The sequence below is a fragment of the Microbacterium stercoris genome, from assembly GCF_017592545.1.
Lineage (GTDB): Bacteria > Actinomycetota > Actinomycetes > Actinomycetales > Microbacteriaceae > Microbacterium > Microbacterium stercoris.
Genome location: NZ_JAGFOA010000004.1, coordinates 285,896 through 305,429, shown reverse-complemented (window position 1 = coordinate 305,429; position 19,534 = coordinate 285,896). Strand labels below are relative to the sequence as shown.

The 19,534-nt window shown below is 68.8% G+C and carries 18 protein-coding genes; 6 read left to right on the top strand and 12 right to left on the bottom strand.

Going from position 1 to position 19,534, the window contains the following annotated elements:
- Position 1: 1 nt before the first annotated feature.
- The 11 genes from era to lepA all read right to left on the bottom strand — a co-directional run bounded on the left by era (position 2) and on the right by lepA (position 11,113).
- The gene (era, locus tag J5V96_RS11620; RefSeq protein WP_208503929.1) at positions 2-910 is read right to left on the bottom strand and encodes a GTPase Era; all 909 of its coding nucleotides are present in this window, start codon (positions 908-910) and stop codon (positions 2-4) included.
- Positions 907-2,319 carry a hemolysin family protein gene (locus J5V96_RS11615; RefSeq protein ID WP_208504244.1) on the bottom strand — a complete coding sequence of 471 codons (1,413 nt, stop codon included), beginning with the start codon at positions 2,317-2,319 and terminating at the stop codon, positions 907-909. The genes era and J5V96_RS11615 overlap by 4 nt, the downstream gene beginning before the upstream one ends.
- A gap of 25 nt (positions 2,320-2,344) precedes the next feature.
- Positions 2,345-2,812: an rRNA maturation RNase YbeY gene (gene ybeY / locus J5V96_RS11610; protein ID WP_208504239.1), complete on the bottom strand. Its 468-nt coding sequence runs from the start codon at positions 2,810-2,812 to the stop codon at positions 2,345-2,347.
- Entirely contained in the window at positions 2,806-3,837 is a 1,032-nt protein-coding gene (locus J5V96_RS11605) for a PhoH family protein (protein WP_236014791.1), read from the bottom strand. Before J5V96_RS11605 ends, ybeY begins: the two co-directional genes overlap by 7 nt.
- Before the next feature lie 64 nt (positions 3,838-3,901).
- Complete coding sequence (locus J5V96_RS11600; protein ID WP_208503927.1) at positions 3,902-4,252, bottom strand: HIT domain-containing protein; 351 nt, start codon at positions 4,250-4,252, stop codon at positions 3,902-3,904.
- Between the two features lie 25 nt (positions 4,253-4,277).
- Positions 4,278-5,009 carry a 16S rRNA (uracil(1498)-N(3))-methyltransferase gene (locus tag J5V96_RS11595; protein ID WP_208503925.1) on the bottom strand — a complete coding sequence of 244 codons (732 nt, stop codon included), beginning with the start codon at positions 5,007-5,009 and terminating at the stop codon, positions 4,278-4,280.
- A 5-nt stretch (positions 5,010-5,014) separates the two neighbouring features.
- Positions 5,015-6,130, bottom strand: coding sequence for a molecular chaperone DnaJ (gene dnaJ / locus J5V96_RS11590; protein ID WP_208503923.1), 1,116 nt, complete (start codon positions 6,128-6,130; stop codon positions 5,015-5,017).
- Between the two features lie 71 nt (positions 6,131-6,201).
- Positions 6,202-7,242 carry a heat-inducible transcriptional repressor HrcA gene (gene hrcA / locus J5V96_RS11585; protein ID WP_208503921.1) on the bottom strand — a complete coding sequence of 347 codons (1,041 nt, stop codon included), beginning with the start codon at positions 7,240-7,242 and terminating at the stop codon, positions 6,202-6,204.
- Positions 7,243-7,300: 58 nt separating this feature from the next.
- Positions 7,301-8,518, bottom strand: coding sequence for a radical SAM family heme chaperone HemW (hemW, locus tag J5V96_RS11580; protein WP_208503920.1), 1,218 nt, complete (start codon positions 8,516-8,518; stop codon positions 7,301-7,303).
- A gap of 10 nt (positions 8,519-8,528) precedes the next feature.
- Entirely contained in the window at positions 8,529-9,182 is a 654-nt protein-coding gene (locus J5V96_RS11575; protein ID WP_208503917.1) for a DUF1990 domain-containing protein, read from the bottom strand.
- Positions 9,183-9,265: 83 nt separating this feature from the next.
- On the bottom strand, positions 9,266-11,113 hold the full coding sequence (gene lepA, locus J5V96_RS11570) for a translation elongation factor 4 (protein WP_208503915.1): 1,848 nt from the start codon (positions 11,111-11,113) through the stop codon (positions 9,266-9,268).
- Positions 11,114-11,375: 262 nt separating this feature from the next.
- Here lepA and J5V96_RS11565 point away from each other — a divergent pair, with 262 nt between their 5' ends.
- From J5V96_RS11565 to rpsT, 6 genes are all read left to right on the top strand, one after another.
- Positions 11,376-12,359, top strand: a complete 984-nt coding sequence (locus tag J5V96_RS11565) for an ABC transporter permease (protein ID WP_208503913.1) — start codon at positions 11,376-11,378, stop codon at positions 12,357-12,359.
- A 16-nt stretch (positions 12,360-12,375) separates the two neighbouring features.
- On the top strand, positions 12,376-13,302 hold the full coding sequence (locus tag J5V96_RS11560; protein WP_236014755.1) for an ABC transporter permease: 927 nt from the start codon (positions 12,376-12,378) through the stop codon (positions 13,300-13,302).
- The gene (locus J5V96_RS11555) at positions 13,299-15,374 is read left to right on the top strand and encodes an ABC transporter ATP-binding protein (RefSeq protein WP_208503911.1); all 2,076 of its coding nucleotides are present in this window, start codon (positions 13,299-13,301) and stop codon (positions 15,372-15,374) included. The genes J5V96_RS11560 and J5V96_RS11555 overlap by 4 nt, the downstream gene beginning before the upstream one ends.
- Positions 15,375-15,465: 91 nt before the next feature.
- Positions 15,466-17,178: an ABC transporter family substrate-binding protein gene (locus J5V96_RS11550; RefSeq protein WP_208503910.1), complete on the top strand. Its 1,713-nt coding sequence runs from the start codon at positions 15,466-15,468 to the stop codon at positions 17,176-17,178.
- A 90-nt stretch (positions 17,179-17,268) separates the two neighbouring features.
- Positions 17,269-18,024: an alpha/beta fold hydrolase gene (locus J5V96_RS11545; protein ID WP_372439942.1), complete on the top strand. Its 756-nt coding sequence runs from the start codon at positions 17,269-17,271 to the stop codon at positions 18,022-18,024.
- Between the two features lie 115 nt (positions 18,025-18,139).
- On the top strand, positions 18,140-18,400 hold the full coding sequence (gene rpsT, locus J5V96_RS11540; protein WP_208503907.1) for a 30S ribosomal protein S20: 261 nt from the start codon (positions 18,140-18,142) through the stop codon (positions 18,398-18,400).
- Between the two features lie 59 nt (positions 18,401-18,459).
- On the opposite strand, the gene holA is transcribed toward rpsT, so the two are convergent.
- On the bottom strand, positions 18,460-19,503 hold the full coding sequence (holA, locus tag J5V96_RS11535) for a DNA polymerase III subunit delta (protein ID WP_208503905.1): 1,044 nt from the start codon (positions 19,501-19,503) through the stop codon (positions 18,460-18,462).
- Positions 19,504-19,534 lie beyond the last annotated feature (31 nt).

Below are 19,534 nucleotides of genomic sequence, written 5' to 3'. Positions count from 1 at the left end.
GTCAGAAGCCCAGGCGCCCCAGCTGCTTCGGGTCGCGCTGCCACTCCTTGGCGACGCGCACGTGCAGCTTGAGGAAGACCTTCGTGCCGATCAGCGGTTCGATCTGGGCACGCGCTCGCGCTCCCACATCGCGAAGGCGCGAGCCGCCGCGACCGATGATGATCGCCTTCTGACTGTCCCGCTCGACCACGATGCTCGCATGGATGTCGGTCAGGTCGTCGCGGTCCTCGCGCGCGTTGATCTCGTCGATCGTCACCGCGATCGAGTGCGGCAGCTCGTCGCGCACGCCCTCCAGGGCGGCCTCGCGGATGATCTCGGCGACGCGATCCTCCGTGCTCTCGTCGGTGACGACGCCCTCCTCATAGAGCGCGGGGCCGACGGGCATCAGCTGCAGCAGCTCGTCGCTGAGCACCTCGAGCTGGTCGCCCGTGAGCGAGGAGAGCGGGATCACCGCAGCCCAGTCCTCGCGGAGCGCGTTCACCTCGATGAGGCGCTCCATGATCTGATCCGACGTCGCGGCGTCGGTCTTCGTGACGATCGCCACCTTCTTCGCACGCCCGTAGCCGTCGAGGGACTCGGCGATCCGGCGGTCACCCGGCCCCACCTTCTCGGTCGCGGGCGCACAGAACGCGATCACGTCGACGTCGCCGAGCACCTGCTCGACGAGATCGTTCAGGCGCTGTCCGAGCAGCGTGCGCGGCTTGTGGAGACCCGGCGTGTCGACGATCACGAGCTGGCCTCCCGGCCGGTTCAGGATGCCGCGGATCGCCCGCCGGGTGGTCTGCGGCTTGTCGCTGGTGATCGCGACCTTCTCGCCCACCAGGGCATTGGTCAGCGTCGACTTCCCGACGTTCGGGCGGCCCACGAAGGTGACGAAGCCCGAACGGCCCTCGCTCTGCGTCTCGGTCATCGCTCTTCCTTCTCCTTGGTGCTCTTCCCCGTCGCGCCGCTTCGCGGGTCGCGGGGCCTCTTCTTGGCGGGGGCCCGCCGCACGTCCGGATCCTTCGTCACCGGGATCTCGCCCGTACGCGGCTGGAACTCGGCGAACGCCTCCTCGACGGCCAGAAGAGCGTCGCTGCGCTCGACGAACACCGTCGCGATGCCGCGCCCGCGCCCTCGCGACGTGCCGCCGGTGAGCACGATCCCCGACGCCTCGGCGACGTCGCCCGGCTGCGGCACACGCCCCAGGGTCTTGCCGAGCAGTCCGCCGATGGAGTCGACGTCGTCGTCTTCGAGCTCGACGCCGAACAACTCGCCCACCTCGTCCAGCGACAGGCGCGCGCTGACGCGGTAGCGGCCATCCGTGAGCTCCACGATCTCCTTCGAGGGCGTGTCGTACTCATCGGCGATCTCGCCGACCAGCTCCTCGATGAGGTCCTCGAGGGTCACGAGTCCGGCGATGCCGCCGTACTCGTCCACCACGAGGCACACGTGCACCGCGTCGCGCTTCATCTGCTGCAGCAGGGTCTCGGCGCGCATCTGCTCGGGCACGAAGACCGCCGGGCGGGCGATCACGCGGATGCCCACGTTCGGCTCTGTGACGCCCTCGCGGAAGCGGAACTGCACCACGTCCTTCAGATACAGCACGCCGATGATGTCGTCCACCTCGCCGTCCACCACCGGCATTCGCGAGATGCCCCGGTCGAGGAAGAGGCGCAGCGCCTCGCTCATGCTCGCATCCGCGTCGACCGTGACCATCTCGGTGCGCGGCACCATGACGGCCCGCACCACCTGATCCGTGAAGTCGAAGACCGAGTGGATGAGCTCGCGGTCATCGGCCTCGATGACGGCGTTCGATACGGCCTCGTCGACGATGCTGAGCAGCTGCTCCTCAGACTCGAAGCTGCGCCGCCCTCCTCCCGGCGTCAGGCGTCGACCGAAGCGCGCAAGACCGTATGCGACGGGGCCGAGCACGAGGCACAGCCCACGCACCACGGGGGCCGCGAACGGCAGAAGCTTTTCGGCGTAGCGGCGTCCATAGGTGGCGGGGCTCGAGGCGACGGCGACGTAGTCGACGCCGGCCATCACCAGCGCGGCGCACACGATCGCCCACCACACGTTGGCGAACAGCACCGTGAACGCGGCCGTCACGAGCACGGCGGCGGTCATCTCCGCGAGCACGCGCACGAACACGACGACGGCGCCGTGCCGATCGGGATCGGCGGCGATGCGTGCGAGCGACCGCGTCGAACGGCCCTCGGTCGCCAGCTCGACGAGATCACCTCGCGAGCTCACCCCGAGCGCGGCGTCGACGGCGGACATCAGACCCGCGAACAGCACGAGGACGAGGGCCCCGCACAGCAGCAGGACCGGGGCCAGCAGGGCGGACTCGGTCATGCCGCCCTCACGCTCCCCGGCGGCGCTCCGCGGCGGCGAACGCGGCGATGAGCTCCTTCTGCAGGGCGAACATCTCGCGCTCGTCCTCGGGCTCGGCATGGTCGTATCCGAGCAGGTGCAGCAGACCGTGCGTGGTCAGCAGGATCAGCTCGTCCTGGGTGGAGTGGCCGGCCGTCTCGGCCTGCGACTCGGCGACCTGCGGGCACAGCACGATGTCGCCGAGCAGGCCCGCGGGCGTCGGCTGATCCTCCGTGCCTGGGCGCAGCTCATCCATGGGGAAGCTCAGGACGTCGGTCGGGCCGGGCTCATCCATCCACTGCAGGTGGAGCTGCTCCATGGCGCCCTCGTCCACGAGCACGATGGCGACATCGGCGTCCGGCGACACGTTCAGCGCGGCCAGATTGTGCTGGGTCAGCCGCAGCAGCACCGTCTCGTCGATGTCGACGGCGGACTCGTTGTTGATCTCGATCACGATCGTCCTCGCTTGGGCATGCGGTCTCGGGGGCCGTTCGGTCGCGGAGCGGCGGCGCGCCGCTCGGCCCGGTTGGCAAACTCGGCGGCCTCGTCGCGCTCGTGACGCGCGGCCATGCGCTTCTCGTCGTATTCGCTGTAGGCGTCGACGATCCGCCCGACCAGGGAGTGACGCACGACGTCGTCGCTGGTGAGTCGGGAGAAGTGGATGTCGTCGATGCCGTCGAGCACGCGCGTCACGAGGCGAAGACCCGATGCGCCCTGCGGGAGATCGACCTGCGTGATGTCGCCGGTGACGACCATCCGCGTGCCGAATCCGAGACGGGTGAGGAACATCTTCATCTGCTCGGGAGTCGTGTTCTGCGCCTCATCGAGCACCACGAACGAGTTGTTCAGCGTGCGCCCACGCATGTAGGCGAGCGGCGCCACTTCGATCGTGCCCGTCGCCATGAGCTTGGGGACGATCTCCGGATCCATCATCTCGTTCAGCGCGTCGTACAGCGGACGCAGGTAGGGATCGATCTTGTCCGTGAGTGTTCCCGGAAGGAATCCCAAGCGCTCCCCCGCCTCGACCGCAGGACGCGTGAGGATGATGCGGTCGACCTCGCGCCGTTGAAGAGCCTGCACCGCCTTGGCCATCGCCAGGTAGGTCTTGCCGGTTCCGGCCGGGCCGATGCCGAACACGATGGTGTTCTCGTCGATCGCGTCGACGTACTCCTTCTGCCCGGCGGTCTTGGGGCGGATGACCTTGCCCTTGCTGGACAGGATCGCCTCCCCCATGACCTCGCTGGGCCGGGGACCGCCCTCATCGCGCAGCATCCGCGCGGAGGCCTGCACGTCGGACGGGCCCAGCGCGTGGCCGGCCTTCGTCATCTGCAGCAGTTCGTCGACGAGGGCGCGAGCGGCGCGAACCTGCTCGCCCGGGCCGCGCAGCGTGATCTCGTTGCCTCGCACGTGGACGTCGACGTCGGGATGCGCGCTCTCGACCATCCGCAGCAGGCGGTCCTGCGGACCGAGGAGCTGCACCATGGCCACACCATCGGCTGTCACGGTCTGGGTGACCAGCTCGCCTTCGGGCGAATTGCTCTCGGAGTCAGGCACCGACAAGGCTCTTCTCTCCCAAGTCGCCACCGGCGAGCACATGGGCGTGTACATGGAACACGGTCTGGCCCGCGCCCGATCCGGTGTTGAACAGCAGCCGGAAATCGCCGTCCGCGTGCTCGGCGGCCAGCTCACTCGCCACCTGCACCATCTCGGCCAGCAGCGCAGGGTCTGCGGCGGCCAGCTCGGGCACGTCGCGGTACGGCGTCTTCGGGATGACGAGCAGGTGCACCTTCGCCTGAGGTGCGATGTCCTGGATGGCGAACACCCGCTCGGTCTCGGCGACGATCGTGGCGGGGATCTCGCCCTGCAGGATGCGCGTGAAGATCGAGGGTTCGCTCATGCCGTCCAGTCTATGGCGCGCACCGTCACCAGCGCCCGAGACGCGCGTTGACGAGCGCGAGGGCCGCGGGTCCGGCCGTCGAGGTGCGCAGCACGGTGTCGCCGAGCTTCACGCGCTGGGCGCCGGCGGTCTCGAAGCGCTCGAGCTCCTCGGCGGAGATGCCTCCCTCGGGGCCGACCACGAGCACGATCGACGCCTCTCCCGTCAGATCGATCGCGCTCAGGCGCACGTCGGCGGTCGGTTCGAGCACCAGCACGCGCTCCGCTGCCGCGCGTGCGGCGAGGCTCCCCGTGGTCGTGACGGGCACAACCTCCGGAAGCCACGCGCGGTGCGCCTGCTTGGCCGCCTCGCGCACGATGGTCGACCAGCGCTGGCGCCCCTTCTCCGCCTTCGGCCCCTCCCAGCGCGACACGGATCGGGCCGCCTGCCACGGCACGATCTCGTCGACACCGAGCTCGGTGGCCGCCTGCACCGCCAGCTCGTCGCGGTCGCCCTTCGCAAGCGCCTGCGCGAGCGTCAGCCGCGGGCGCGGGGCGTCCTCGGTGCGGCGCTCGCTGATCCGCACGACCACCTCGCGCGGCGCCACGCTCTCGCAGGCGCCCTCGAGCCAGGTTCCGCGACCGTCGGTGACGGTCACGGCCTCACCGACGCGCACGCGACGAACGGCGGCGGCATGGTGCGCCTCGGCGCCCGTGAGCGTCAGCGTGCCGCCGACGGAGACGGATCCGGCGGTGTCGTCGATGAAGTGCAGGGCCATGGCGATCAGCTGGCGCGGAAGCGGTCGCGGAGCTTCGAGAACAGACCCTGGTGGAACTCGGCGAGGTGGGGCTTCGGCGCCTTCGTGCGCTGGGCGAGCTCCTCGACCAGCGCGCGGGTCTTGGCGTCGATCTTGGTCGGGGTCACCACGTGCACGCCGACCTTGAGGTCCCCGCGGTTCGCGGTGCGCAGCCCCGTGATGCCGCGGTCCTTGATCGTGAGCACGTCGCCGGCCTGGACGCCCGGACGGATCTCCAGGTCGACAGGGCCGTCGAGCGCGTCGATGGTGACGTTCGCGCCCAGGATCGCGTCGGGCATCGAGACCTCGAGAGTCGCGAGCAGGTCGTCGCCGTCGCGGCTGAAGACAGGGTGCGAGGCGACGTGCACCTCGAGGTAGAGGTCGCCGTTGGGGCCTCCCGCGGGACCGACCTCGCCGGATCCGGGCATCTGCAGACGCAGACCCGTCTCGACGCCGGCGGGGATGTCGACCGACACCGTGCGGCGCGAGCGCACACGACCCTGGCCGTTGCAGCTGGTGCAGGGGTGCGGGATCGTTGTGCCGTAGCCCTGGCACGCCCCGCAGGGCTGCGAGGTGACGACGTTGCCGAGCAGGCTGCGCACCTGACGCTGCACGTGGCCCGATCCGCCGCAGATCTCGCAGCGCTCGGTGCCGGTGCCGGGCTGGCAGCACGACCCCTCGCATGTCTCGCAGAGCACGGCCGTGTCGACCTCGAGGTCGCGGTGCGCGCCGAAGATCACGTCGCCCAGATCGAGGTTGACGCGCACCAGGGCGTCCTGGCCGCGCTCACGCCGTGACCGCGGGCGACCGCCGCGCGCACCTCCGCCGGCGCCGAAGAACGTCTCGAAGATGTCGCTGAAGCCGCCGAAGCCGCCGGCCGCGCCCCCGAACATGCTGTCGTCGCCGCCCATGTCGTACCGGCGCCGCTTCTCGTCGTCGCTCAGCACCTCGTACGCGTGGGTCACGAGCTTGAACTGCTCGGACGCCTCCGCGCTCGGGTTCACGTCCGGATGCAGCTGGCGCGCCAGCTTGCGATACGCCTTCTTGATGTCGTCGGTGCTCGCTTCGCGCGGCACGCCCAGCACCTCGTAGTGGTCAGCCACAGTCGCCTCTCATCGGATCGCGCCCTTCGCTCGGGGCGCCGATCCTGGATCGCTCTGAAATGTCGAACCGCTCAGCGGCGGTTCTCGTCCTCGTCCAGCAGCCGGGTCAGGTACCGCGCGACGGCGCGCGCGGTGGCCAGATTGCTGGGATAGTCCATGCGGGTGGGGCCCATCAGGCCCACCCGCGCCCGCCCGATCGTCGCCTCGTAGTCGCTCGCGACGATCGAGGCCTCCGCGAGACCGAACGCCTCGTTCTCACGGCCGATCGAGACCGAGAGGCCCTTCTCGTCGGGCGCCATCTCGGACATCAGCCGCAGCAGCGTCACCTGCTCCTCGATGGCCTCGAGAAGCGGATGGATGCTGCCGCGGAAGTCCTGCTCGCGCTTGGCGAGCGTCGCCGCCCCCGCCATCACGAGGCGGTCCTGGCGGAACTCGTCGAGCTCCTCCGCCACGATGCCCGCGATCGCCAGCAGTGCGTCGTCGATCCGGCCGCGCTCCGCGGGCGCAGCGCCGCGGAGGGCCTCGATGCGCTCAGCCCCGGACCGCACGGATCGCCCGCTCACCAGCGTCGCGATCTGCGCGCGCAGCAGCGGCACGTCGTCCTCGCCGACCCCCGCCGGCGTGGCCATCAGACGCTGCGATACGCGACCGCTGTCGGTGACCATGATGACGAGCAGACGGGACTCGTCGAGCCACACGAGCTCGACGTGGGTGACGTTCGCCGAGGCGAACGACGGATACTGCACGAGCGCGACCTGACCCGTGAGCTGTGTGAGCAGGCGGACGGTGCGCGAGAGCAGGTCGTCGAGATCGGCCGGGTCGGCGAGGAAGGTCGAGATCGCCGAGCGCTGGGCCGTGGAAAGCGGACGCAGCTCGGCGAGGTGGTCGACGAAGACGCGATAGCCCTTGTCGGTGGGCACGCGCCCGGAGGACGTGTGCGGCGCCGCGATCAGCTCCTCGTCCTCCAGAAGCGCCATATCGTTGCGGATCGTCGCGGCCGACACACCGAAGGCGTGGCGGTCGACGATCGACTTGCTGCCCACCGGCTCGTGGGTGTCGACGTAGTCCTGCACGATCGCGCGGAGGACCTTGAGTCCGCGTTCCGTGACCATGGGCACCTCCCGATCGCGCTTGGCACTCGCTCGTACTGAGTGCCAATTCTACTCAGGATCACTCCGTGAGCGCGCGCACCACCGCGTCGGCGAGCAGACGCCCCTGAAGCGTCAGCACAACCCGCCCCCGGATCGCCGACGCGCCGTCGATCAGCCCGTCCGCCACGAGGCCCGCCACGGCGCGACGGGCGCCGGCATCCAGCGCGTCGATCGCGAGGCCCTCGCGGATACGGCTCTCCAGCAGCACCTGCTCCAGGGCGCGGGCCTCCGGATCCGGCCGCTCGCGTCCTGCAGCCGGAGATTCCCCGAGTGCGAGCCGCTGCGCGTAGGCCGCAGGGTGCTTCACGTTCCACCAGCGCAGACCGCCGACGTGACTGTGGGCACCGGGCCCGAACCCCCACCAGTCGGTGCCGCGCCAGTAGGCGAGGTTGTGGCGCGAGCGATGCTCGACGCCACGAGACCAGTTGCTCACCTCGTACCAGTCGAAGCCGGCGGCGGCGAGCTTCTGGTCAGCCATCTCGTACATGTCGGCCTGGAGGTCATCGTCCGGTGCGGGTACCTCGCCGCGCTTGATCTGACGGGCGAGCTTCGTGCCATCCTCGATGATCAGCGCGTAGGCCGAGATGTGGTCGGATCCGAGCGAAAGGGCCTCGTCGAGCGAGCTCTCCCAGTCGCCGAGGCTCTCCCCCGGCGCGCCGTAGATGAGGTCGACGCTGACGTCGAGGCCGGCATCCCGCGCGGCGTCGACGGCGGTGCGCACGTTGCCCGGAGTGTGCGTTCGGTCGAGCGCTGCCAGCACGTGCGGCACCGACGACTGCATCCCGATCGACATGCGATTCACCCCGGCGGCGGCGAGTTCGCGCACCACGGTCGGCGTCACGGTGTCCGGGTTCGCCTCGACCGTGACCTCGGCGCCCTCCGCGACGCCGAACGCCTCGCGCACGCCGTCGAGCATGCGGGCGAGGTCGCCCGCGGGGAGCAGCGTCGGCGTGCCCCCGCCGAAGAAGACGGTGGACGCCGGACGGAGCGCGCCGGCCGACGCGAGCACCTCGCGCCCCAGCGCCACTTCGCGCAGCAGCGTGTCGGCGTACTGGTCCTGACGCGCTCCGCGCAGCTCGCTGGAGGTGTAGGTGTTGAAGTCGCAGTAGCCGCACCGCACGCGGCAGAACGGCACGTGAAGATACACGCCGAAGGCGACATCGGGATGGATCCGGATGTCGTGCGGCAGGCGGCCGTCGGCCGGGGCCGGGTCGCCGATGGGCAGTGGGCCGGCCATCAGCTCTCCCTCACGAACCGGGCGTCTGGAACAGCGGCGAGATCGCGCGAAGGTATCCGGCGAACAGCGCCTTGCGGCGGCGGCGCACGACGGCCTTGGACAGCCGATAGAGCAGGCCCACCGGACGATCGAACGCCTTCACCGTGAACCACACCTCGTCGTTGTCGTACCACTCGATCATGAACGACTCCTCGCCCGAGACCATCGAGCCGCCGACCGTGCCGAGGGCGAAGCCGATCCGACGCGCCTCCTCGATCACGAAGATCACGCGCAGCTCACCATCCGCGCGCATGCCCGAGACACGGCCCTGAACGCGCAGTGTGGTGCCCGGGCCGGCGTACGGCGTGCCATCCGCGTCGTAGCGCTGGTCGATCTCGAGGCGCGAGGGGACGATCGGCTTGCCCTCGCTGTCGAAGCTGACGCCCGAGTACGCGGGGCCCTGCGCCGGCCGCACGTCGTAGACCCTCAGGCCCGCCCCCTTGAGCGCGCCCCAGGAGAGCAGGGCGTCACCCGCGGTGCGGAAGCGATCCTCGCCGGATCCGATGCGCCACGAATCAGCAGCCGGGAGGCTGCCCTTCGGCGGATACTGCAGCAGATCGTGCGCCTGCGTGGCGCCGACCGCCGCGTAGTCGACCGTCTCGTCTTGGAAGCTGCCGCGACGCATGTTCTCCACCCTACGCGTTGGGGCGGGAGCCGCCGGCTCCCTTCGGTGCCAGGCCGGATGCCGCTCGGCATCCGGCCCGCCTGTCACTTGCCCTTGGTCTCCACGTCTCCCGACAGCGCCGCGATGAAGGCCTCCTGGGGCACCTCGACCCGGCCGACCATCTTCATGCGCTTCTTGCCTTCCTTCTGCTTCTCGAGCAGCTTGCGCTTGCGGGTGATGTCACCGCCGTAGCACTTCGCGAGCACGTCCTTGCGGATCGCCCGGATGTTCTCGCGTGCGATCACGCGCGCGCCGATCGCCGCCTGGATTGGCACCTCGAACTGCTGGCGCGGGATGAGCTTGCGCAGGCGCTCGGTCATGACGGTGCCGTAGCCGTAGGCCTTCTCACGGTGCACGATCGCGCTGAAGGCGTCGACGCGCTCGCCCTGCAGCAGGATGTCGACCTTCACGAGGTCGGCCTCCTGGCGGCCGGCGGGCTCGTAGTCGAAGGAGGCATAGCCCTGCGTGCGGCTCTTGAGCTGGTCGAAGAAGTCGAAGACGATCTCGCCGAGCGGCATCGTGTACTTCAGCTCGACGCGCTCCTCCGAGAGGTAGTCCATGCCGAGCATGGTGCCGCGGCGGGTCTGGCAGAGGTCCATGACCGTGCCGACGTAGTCCTTGGGGGCGAGGATCGAGGCCTTCACGATCGGCTCGGAGACCGCGCCGATCTTGCCGTCGGGGTACTCGCTCGGGTTCGTCACGACGATGGTCTCGCCGGCCTCGGTCATCACCTCGTAGATCACCGAGGGGGCGGTCGTGATCAGGTCGAGCCCGAACTCGCGCTCCAGACGCTCGGTGATGATCTCCAGGTGCAGCAGACCGAGGAAGCCGCAGCGGAAGCCGAAGCCGAGCGCCACGGAGGTCTCGGGCTCGTACGCGAGCGAGGCATCCGACAGCTTCAGCTTGTCGAGCGCGTCGCGCAGATCCGGGTAGTCGCTCGCGTCGATCGGGTAGAGGCCCGAGTAGACCATCGGCTTCGGGTCGACATAGCCCGCCAGCGGCGTGGTCGCCGGCGAGCGGTGCGTGGTCACCGTGTCGCCGACCTTCGACTGGCGCACGTCCTTCACGCCGGTGATGAGGTAGCCGACCTCGCCCACACCGAGACCCTGCGAGGGCGTCGGCTCCGGCGCCGACACGCCGATCTCGAGCGCCTCGTGCGTCGCCTTGGTCGACATCATCTGGATGCGCTCTCGCGGCGACAGCTTGCCGTCGATCATGCGCACGTAGGTGATCACGCCGCGGTAGGCGTCGTAGACCGAGTCGAAGATCATGGCGCGCGCCGGCGCGTCCGCGTCGCCCTTCGGCGCAGGGATCTCGCGCGTCAGCCGATCGAGCAGCTCCTCCACGCCCTGGCCGGTCTTGCCCGACACACGCAGCACGTCGTCCGGGTCGCCGCCGATGAGGTCGGCGAGCTCCTTGGCGAAGCGCTCCGGATCGGCGGCGGGCAGGTCGATCTTGTTCAGCACCGGGATGATCGTCAGATCGTTCTCGAGCGCGAGGTACAGGTTCGCGAGGGTCTGCGCCTCGATCCCCTGCGCCGCATCCACCAGCAGGATGGCGCCCTCGCACGCGGCGAGCGAGCGGGAGACCTCGTAGGTGAAGTCGACGTGCCCCGGCGTGTCGATCATGTTGAGCGCGACCGTCTCGCCGTCGACCTCCCACGGCATGCGCACGGCCTGGGACTTGATGGTGATGCCGCGCTCGCGCTCGATGTCCATGCGGTCCAGGTACTGGGCGCGCATATCGCGGTCGGAGACGACGCCGGTGATCTGCAGCATGCGATCGGCCAGCGTGGACTTGCCGTGGTCGATGTGGGCGATGATGCAGAAGTTGCGGATGCGCTCCGGCGGCGTGGCGGCAGGCAGGAGCGGCTTCAGGGCACGAGGTGACATGTCCCCACGAGTCTACGGTGCCCATGCCGGGCGCCCACACAGCGGAGCACCCTCTCCAGGCGGTCCCGGTGGGCGGTTAGACTCGCCCGATCCCACGGTCGACTCTCGCATGTTGCTCCCGCATTTCGGGTGCATTGCAGTACTTTCACCAGGGGAGCGCGAAACGATAACGCTTTTCGCACACTCCGGATCCGTCGACGACGACGATCCGGCTCGGGGGTAACGTCCCCCACAAAGCTCGCTACGAAAGAAGTTCGACGCCTTGATCCGATTCCTGCTCCGCCGCACGGCCGGCTGGCTGCTGATGATCCTGGCGGTGACCAATCTGACGTACCTCCTCGCGTGGGGTTTCCTCGACCCCCGCGCGAACTACGTCGGTCGCCGCCCTCCCCTCACGGAAGAGCAGATCGTCGGCCTGCTGCGTCCCCGCAACCTCGACGACAAGGTGCCGCTCCTCGAGCGCTGGTGGGGCTGGTTCAGCGGCATCGTCACGCGCTGGGACTGGGGTGTGAGCCCCGTCGGGCAGTCGGTGAACGACCAGGTCGCGTACCGCATGTGGATCTCGGCAGAGCTGATGCTGGGCGCGACCATCCTCCTCACGGTCGTGGGCGTCGCGATCGGCGTCTACACCGCCTCCCGTCAGTACAAGACGGCGGATCGCGTGTGGCAGGGCATCTCGATCGTCACGATGAACATCCCGATCGTCGTCGGCGCGCTCGCCATCGTGCTGCTCGCCATCGCGCTGAACAACGCGGTCGGCACGCGGATCTTCTACGTCACCGGAGCTGGGTCCGTGGGCGTGGAGGGCTTCTTCCCCCGGATCGTCGACACGCTGCAGCATCTGGTGCTCCCCACCCTGGCGCTGGTTCTCACGGGATACGCGCAGTACCACTTCCTGCAGCGCTCCCTGCTGCTCGACAACATCAAGACCGACTACGTGCGCATGGCACGGGCCAAGGGCCTCACCAAGCCGCAGGCCGTGCGCCGTCATGCGCTGCGCACCTCCCTCATCCCCGTCGCCACGCAGGTGGCGTTCTCGATCCCCGCGATCTTCACCGGCGCGGTGCTCACGGAGCGCATCTTCGCGTGGGAGGGCATGGGCAAGTACTTCCTCGACACGATCACGCTCAACGACATCCACGGTGTTGTGGCGGTGGCGGCGTTCAGCGCTGTGTTCACCGCGGTCGGCGCCGTCCTCTCGGACATCGCCGTCGTGATCCTGGACCCCCGAGTGCGGGTGAGCTGACATGAGCATCGACACGATGGTTGACCCCCTCGAGCACGGCGAGAACCCGCCGCCCGCCGAGAACGAGCTGCGCAAAGCCGGACGCAAGCGCATGTCCAAGTGGGAGCTCTACGCTCGCCGCTTCAGCCGCAACCGCGGTGCCCTCATCGGCCTCGGCATCTTCGTGCTGCTGGTGCTGTTCGCCGTCATCGGCCCCGCCTTCCAGCAGTGGGACCACATCGAGCTCGACTTCCTCGCGCTCAGCGACCCGCCCAGCGCGGAGCACTGGTTCGGCACCAACAACGCGGGCAACGACCTGTACGCGATGGTCGTGGTCGGACTCCAGCGCTCGCTCATGATCGCGATCACCGTCGCGGTGGGCACCACCGTCCTCTCCGCCGTGATCGGCGCGGCGGCCGCCTACTTCCGCGGCTGGGTCGAGCGCATCACGCTCCTCGTCATCCACTTCCTGATGGTGATGCCGACGTTCCTGATCCTGTCGATGATCTCGAACGAGGCGGGCGGAGACTGGCGCATCATCTCGCTGGTGATGATCCTCGTCGGCTGGTTCTTCTCGGCCCGCGTGATCTGGACCCTGTCTCTGTCGATCCGCGAGCGCGAGTACGTGCAGGCGGCGCGCTACATGGGCGTGCGCGGCTTCACGATCGTGCTGCGTCACATGCTGCCGAACATCGGCTCGCTGCTCGTGATCAACTTCACGCTCGGCGTCGTCTCGGCCGTGCTCACCGAGACCGGCCTGTCGTTCATCGGCTTCGGAGTGAAGCTGCCGGACGTCTCGCTCGGCTCCCTCATCGGCATCGGCGCGAACAGCATCTCGAGCGCGCCCTGGCTCTTCTACTTCCCGGCCGGCGCGCTGACGCTGCTGACGGTCTCGATGGCGCTCATCGCCGACGGACTGCGCGACGCCCTCGACCCGACCTCGGCGGCGGGAGGCCGCGCATGACGATCGCAGACCCCACCACGTCCACTGCCGTCCTGGAGGTGCGCGACCTCACCGTGAGCTTCGCCTCCGAGGCGGGCCGCGTCGACGCCGTCCGAGGCGTGAGCTTCGACCTCCATCCCGGACGCACCCTCGGCATCGTGGGCGAATCCGGATCAGGCAAGTCGGTGACGTCGCTGGCCATCATGGGCCTCCTCGACGACAACGCACGCGTCGGCGGTTCCGTGCGCTTCAACGGCGACGAGCTGCTCGGCAAGACCGACGCGCAGATGTCGAAGCTGCGCGGCAACGGCATCGCGATGATCTTCCAGGATCCGCTGACCTCGCTCACGCCCGTGTTCACGATCGGCGACCAGCTCGTCGAGGCGCTCACCGTGCACGACAGCCGCCTCTCGCGTGCCGACGCCGAGAAGCGCTCGATCGAGCTGCTGCGCCTCGTCGGCATCCCGAACCCCGAGAAGCGTCTCAAGTCGTTCCCGCACGAGTTCTCGGGCGGGATGCGCCAGCGCGTGGTGATCGCGATCGCGATGGCCAACCGCCCCAAGCTGATCATCGCGGATGAGCCGACCACGGCCCTCGACGTGACGATTCAGGCTCAGATCCTCGAACTCATCAAGACCGCCCAGCGCGAGACGGGCGCCGCGGTGATCATGATCACGCACGACATGGGGGTGGTCGCGAACATCGCCGACGACGTGCTGGTGATGTACGCGGGCAAGCCCATCGAGCAGGCGCCGGTCGACGAGCTGTTCGCCGACACGCGCATGCCCTACTCCATCGGTCTGCTGGGCGCGATCCCGCGGGTCGACAAGGCCGAGAAGCAGCCGCTGGTGCCCATCAAGGGGAATCCGCCCCTCCTGGTCAACCTGCCTGACGAGTGCCCGTTCGCCGACCGCTGCCCCATCGCGGTCGACGCGTGCCGCCGCAAGGAGCCCGAGCTGCTGCCGGTGGGCGGCAAGGTCGACCATCGTGCCGCCTGCATTCGCGCGGAGGAGATCCGCGCGGGCCGCATCGACGGCGCCCCGGTGTACCCGGTTCCCCCGGTGCCCACCTCGGAGCTCGTGCGCACCCCGCGCGAGCAGCGCCCGGCGACGCTGGAGGTCGTCAACCTCACCAAGACGTTCCCGCTCACGCGCGGTGCGTTCTTCAAGCGCCGCATCGGAGACGTGCACGCCGTCAAGAACGTGTCCTTCGACGTCCGCGAGGGCGAGTGCATGGCGATCGTCGGCGAGTCGGGCTCCGGCAAGACGACGACCCTGCTGCAGATCATGGATCTCGCGAAGCAGCAGGACGGCGACATCCGGATCAATGGCGTGAGCGTCGCCGACATCGCCAGCGCGCGCGCCGAGCGCGACCTGCGCCGCGACGTCCAGATCGTGTTCCAGGACCCGATGGGCGCCCTGGATCCGCGCATGACGGTGTTCGACATCATCGCCGAGCCGCTCCGGACGATCGGCGAGGCCAAGGAGCGGGTCGAGGCGCGCGTCGACGAGCTGATGGACCTCGTCGGGCTCAACCCGGCACACAGCGACCGCTTCCCCACGGCGTTCTCGGGTGGCCAGCGCCAGCGCATCGGCATCGCCCGCGCGCTGGCGACGAACCCGAAGGTCGTTGTGCTCGACGAGCCCGTGTCGGCGCTCGACGTGTCGATCCAGGCCGGTGTCATCAACCTGCTCGACGAGCTGAAGGTCAAGCTCGGCCTGTCGTACCTCTTCGTCGCCCACGACCTCTCGGTCGTGCGTCACATCGCCGATCGTGTCGCCGTGATGTACCTCGGCTCGTTCGTCGAGCACGGCGATGTCGACGCCGTCTTCGACAATCCGCAGCATCCGTACACGCAGGCGCTGCTGTCCGCGATCCCGGTTCCCGACCCGGTGATCGAACGCACCCGCGAGCGGATCGTCCTGACGGGCGACCTGCCGAGCCCCACCGAGCAGCCGCGCGGCTGCCCCTTCGTCACCCGCTGCCCGCTGTACCGGACACTCGGCGAGGCCGAGCGCAGCCGCTGCGAGAACGACGTCCCCGCCCTGACGGGCGAGGAGGGCGTGCACGTCAACGCCTGCCACTGGCGCTGACCGCGGTCATCCGTGAAGACTCATAACTGAATAGGTCCCCACCGAGAAAGATCCACCAAGACGCTCACAAGGCGTCGAAAGGAGCACTGCAATGAAGCTTCAGCACAAGCTGCTGGGTGTCGTCGCCACCGGCGGCGCGCTCGCTCTGGCACTGGCCGGCTGCGCCGGCGGCGGCGGCAACGGCGGAGGCGGCGGCGAGAGCGACGCGCCGAAGGAGACCATCACCGGCGCGGACTACAACCCGCAGCCGCGTGAGAACCTCCAGGAGGGTGGCGAGGTCGTCTTCCCGATCACGGAGATCACGCCGCAGATGAACCCGAACCACGGCGACGGATCGGTCGACACGACCACGCTGTGGACCTGGTACAACCCGCAGACGATCCTCATGACGCCGGAGGGCGAGGCCTCGGCCAACCCCAACTACCTCACGGGCTGGGACGCCGAGGAGAAGGACGGCAAGACGGTCCTCACCTTCACGATCAACCCCGAGGCCAAGTTCAACGACGGCACCCCCTTCACGTGGGAGTCGTACAAGGTCACGTGGGAGGCCCTCAACGGCACCAACGAGGAGTACTCCCCCTCGAGCACCGACGGCTACTCGCTGATCGAGTCGGTGGAGCAGGGCGAGGACGAGTACCAGGCGGTCGTCACCTTCAAGCAGGTCTACCCCTGGTGGAAGGGCCTGTTCTGGAACCCGATGCACCCGAAGGTGAACTCGCCTGAGGTGTTCAACACGGGCTACCAGGAGGAGGCACACCCCGAGTGGGGCGCCGGCCCGTACAAGCTCGACGACCTCGACCTCAACGGCGGCACCGCCACCTTCGTGCCGAACGAGAACTGGTGGGGCGACAAGCCGCTGCTCGACAAGGTCACCTTCCGCGTGCTGGACCCGGTGGCCATGGTCAACGCGTTCCAGAACGGCGAGATCGACTACGCCGACAACCTCACCGCCGACAACCTCGAGCAACTCAAGGATGTCGACGGCGCCGTCACCTACCGCGCCCAGCGCACGGCGACGAACCTCTTCCAGATCAACGCCGAGCGTCCGCAGTTCGCTGACCTCGACGTGCGCAAGGCGATGCTCATGGCGATCGACCGCGAGCAGATCAAGGAGGTCATGTGGGACGGCCTCAACTACACCGAGGACCCGGTGGGCTCGCTCCTGCTCTTCCCGTTCCAGGACGGCTACGTCGACGCCCTGTCGGAGGCCGGCTGGGAGTTCAACGTCGATGAGGCCAACAGCATCCTCGACGAGGCCGGCTGGACGCTCAACGGCGACGTGCGCGAGAAGGACGGCGTCAAGCTCGAGGGTCGCCTGCCGATCTTCGGCGAGGACCCCATCACGCAGGCCCGCGCGCAGGTCATCCAGCAGCAGCTGAGCAAGGTGGGCATCGCGGTCGAGATCGACGCGCGCCCGGCCAGCGACTTCTCGACCGTGCTGTCGACGAAGGACTGGGACCTCGTGATGCTCGGCTTCTCGTCGAGCGACCCGTACGGCGTGGCCTACATGTGCCAGGTGTACTGCTCGGACTCGAGCCTGAACCTGTCGGCCTCGGGCAATGAGGACATCGACAAGCGCATCGCCGACGAGGTGGCCGCGCTGCCCACCGCCGACGAGCAGACGGCCGCCGGCCTCAAGCTCGAGTCGGAGATCATCCAGGAGACCTGGGGCATCCTGCCGCTCTACATGGGTCCGTGGATCTCGATGGCCAAGGAGGGTCTGGCGAACCTCACGCCGGAGACCTACACGGGTCTCGACCTGTTCGGCCTCTCGCCCGTCGAGAACGTCGGCTGGGAGAAGTAAGGCCTTCGCGGTCTGATCCGACCTGATCCGCTTCGGGGTCGGTGGCTTTCGAGCCGCCGGCCCCGAAGTCGTTTCGGCTAGCGTGGTGCCATGCCGATGGACCCGAGGCCCGTTCAGGTCGTTCTGGTGCATGGGGTGCGCACATCCGCGACCATGTGGCGTGCGCAGATCCGGCATCTGTCGGATCGCGGCACGCCTTTCCTCGCTCCGGACCTGCCGGGGCACGGATCGCGCATGGCCGAGGAGTTCACGCTCGACGCCGCCTTCGCGACGATCGATGCCGCGGTGCGCGACGCCGCCGAGCGCGGACCCGTGCTGCTGATCGGGCACTCCATGGGCGGGATCCTCTCGACCGTCTACGTCGGACAGGAGACTCCCCCGCCCGTCGACGCGTACATCGCCTCGTGCTGCACCGCGATCCCGCGCGGGCCCGGGCTGATGTTCTACCGCACCATTCTGGATGCGCTCCTGAACCTGCCCGATCGCGGGGCGGCGATCACGCAGGCCGTGCTGCGCGCCACGCTGCCGGAGGAGACGCGCGGCGACTTCGGAGCAGGCGGCTATGCCGACCACATCCAGGATGCCGTGCTGGCGAGTCTCGTGAGCCTGGATGTGCCGGCGGCGCTGAAGCGGATCCGGATCCCGATGTGGTTCGTGAACGGGCAGTACGATCAGCTGCGCATCAACGAGAGGCTCTTCACATCACTGGTTCCGCACGCGGAGCTGATCGTGGTGCCGCGCGCCACCCACCTCGCCACCGCCATGCAGCCGAGGGTGTTCAACGCGGTGATCGATCTCGGAATCGCGACACTCGAGGCCCGTCAGCTCGCGGCGTCCGCGGACTGACCTGCTAAGCTTGGTCCTTGGCTTGCGTGTGGAGCAATCCACACCCGTCGTGCGACACCCCTCTCTTGTCAATCGACATCGTCCGAACATCCTCTGAACGAAAGTCCTCTGACACGTGGCAAACATCAAGTCGCAGATCAAGCGCATCAAGACCAACGAGAAGGCGCGCGAGCGCAACAAGGCCGTGAAGAGCGAGCTGAAGTCGTTCGTCCGCAAGACGCGCGAGGCCATCGCCGCCGGCGACAAGGCCGCCGCTGAGACCGCCTTCGCCAAGGCGGCCAAGAAGCTCGACAAGGCCGTGAGCAAGGGCGTCATCCACAAGAACCAGGCCGCGAACCGCAAGTCGGCTCTCGCCTCCAAGGTCGCCGGTCTCTGACCAGCTGATCGTCGAGAAGGCCCGTCCCATTTGGGGCGGGCCTTCTTCGTGTGCCGGATCTACTCGCCGAAGGGTCGCCGGTTCGCGATGACCGACACCATGCGCTCGAGGGCGAAGATGGGGTCGCGCGACGCGCCCTTGACCTCCGCGTCCGCGCGCGCGGTGGCCTGGATCGCCAGTCCGAGCGTCGACTGCGTCCATCCGGCCTGAAGATCCCTGCGGGCGCGGTCGACCTGCCAATCCTGCATTCCGAGGCGTGACGCGACGGCACGGCTGTTCTCGCGACCAGCGCCGGCGACCTTCGCCATCGTGCGGAGCTTCATCGCGAAGGCCGCCACGATCGGCACCGGGTCGGCGCCCGATGCCAGGGCATGACGCAGGTTGACCAGTGCGCTGCCGTAGTTGCCGGAGATCGCGTCGTCGGCCACGACGAACGCGTTGAGCTCCACGCGGCCCCCGTAGTAGCGGTTGACGACCGCCTCGGTGATGTCGCCCTCGACGTCGTTGAGCAGCTGCTGGCACGCGGCAGCCAGCTCGGCGAGGTCGCCGCTGAACGCCGAGACCAGGGCTTGAAGCGCCTTCGGCGCGATGCGGCGGCCGACCGACGTGAACTCGTCGGCGGCGAAGGCCTGGCGGTCGGCGTCCTTCTTGATCGCCGGGCACGGCACTTCGACGCCGCCGCCGGTTCCGGCCCGGATCGCATCGAGGAGCTTCTTGCCCCGCACCGTCGCGGAGGTGTGCCGCAGCACGACCGTGGCGCCCTCCTGCGGGTGCTCGAGGTAAGAGAGAGCCTCCGTGAGGAACGCGTCGCTGCACTTCTCGACGCCCGAGACGCGCACGAGGCGCGGTTCCCCGAACAACGAGGGCGCGGATACGGCAAGAAGGGTTCCGGCCACATAGTCGTCGGCGCGGATGTCCGTGATCTCGAGCGCCGGATCCTCGGCCTTGAGATAGTCGCGGACGCCGGCGATAGCGCGCTCGGCGCAGACCTCCTCGGGCCCGGACACGAGCACGATGGGAGCGGGGCGGGGGCTGCGCCACGCCAGCTGCGGGATGGAGGTCTTGGCCCCGCGGGCGGACTTCGAAGCGGTTGCGGCAGCCATTCCCCCAGCCTACCGGCGGCCTCCGACGGCG

Coding starts and splice junctions, on each gene's coding strand:
- era (WP_208503929.1), bottom strand. CDS start 910: ATGACCGAGACGCAGAGCGAGGGCCGTTCGGGCTTCGTCACCTTCGTG.
- J5V96_RS11605 (WP_236014791.1), bottom strand. CDS start 3,837: ATGGTGCAGCTCCTCGGTCCGCAGGACCGCCTGCTGCGGATGGTCGAG.
- J5V96_RS11600 (WP_208503927.1), bottom strand. CDS start 4,252: ATGAGCGAACCCTCGATCTTCACGCGCATCCTGCAGGGCGAGATCCCC.
- J5V96_RS11595 (WP_208503925.1), bottom strand. CDS start 5,009: ATGGCCCTGCACTTCATCGACGACACCGCCGGATCCGTCTCCGTCGGC.
- hrcA (WP_208503921.1), bottom strand. CDS start 7,242: ATGGTCACGGAACGCGGACTCAAGGTCCTCCGCGCGATCGTGCAGGAC.
- hemW (WP_208503920.1), bottom strand. CDS start 8,518: ATGGCCGGCCCACTGCCCATCGGCGACCCGGCCCCGGCCGACGGCCGC.
- J5V96_RS11575 (WP_208503917.1), bottom strand. CDS start 9,182: ATGCGTCGCGGCAGCTTCCAAGACGAGACGGTCGACTACGCGGCGGTC.
- lepA (WP_208503915.1), bottom strand. CDS start 11,113: ATGTCACCTCGTGCCCTGAAGCCGCTCCTGCCTGCCGCCACGCCGCCG.
- J5V96_RS11560 (WP_236014755.1), top strand. CDS start 12,376: ATGGTTGACCCCCTCGAGCACGGCGAGAACCCGCCGCCCGCCGAGAAC.
- J5V96_RS11555 (WP_208503911.1), top strand. CDS start 13,299: ATGACGATCGCAGACCCCACCACGTCCACTGCCGTCCTGGAGGTGCGC.
- J5V96_RS11550 (WP_208503910.1), top strand. CDS start 15,466: ATGAAGCTTCAGCACAAGCTGCTGGGTGTCGTCGCCACCGGCGGCGCG.
- J5V96_RS11545 (WP_372439942.1), top strand. CDS start 17,269: ATGCCGATGGACCCGAGGCCCGTTCAGGTCGTTCTGGTGCATGGGGTG.
- holA (WP_208503905.1), bottom strand. CDS start 19,503: ATGGCTGCCGCAACCGCTTCGAAGTCCGCCCGCGGGGCCAAGACCTCC.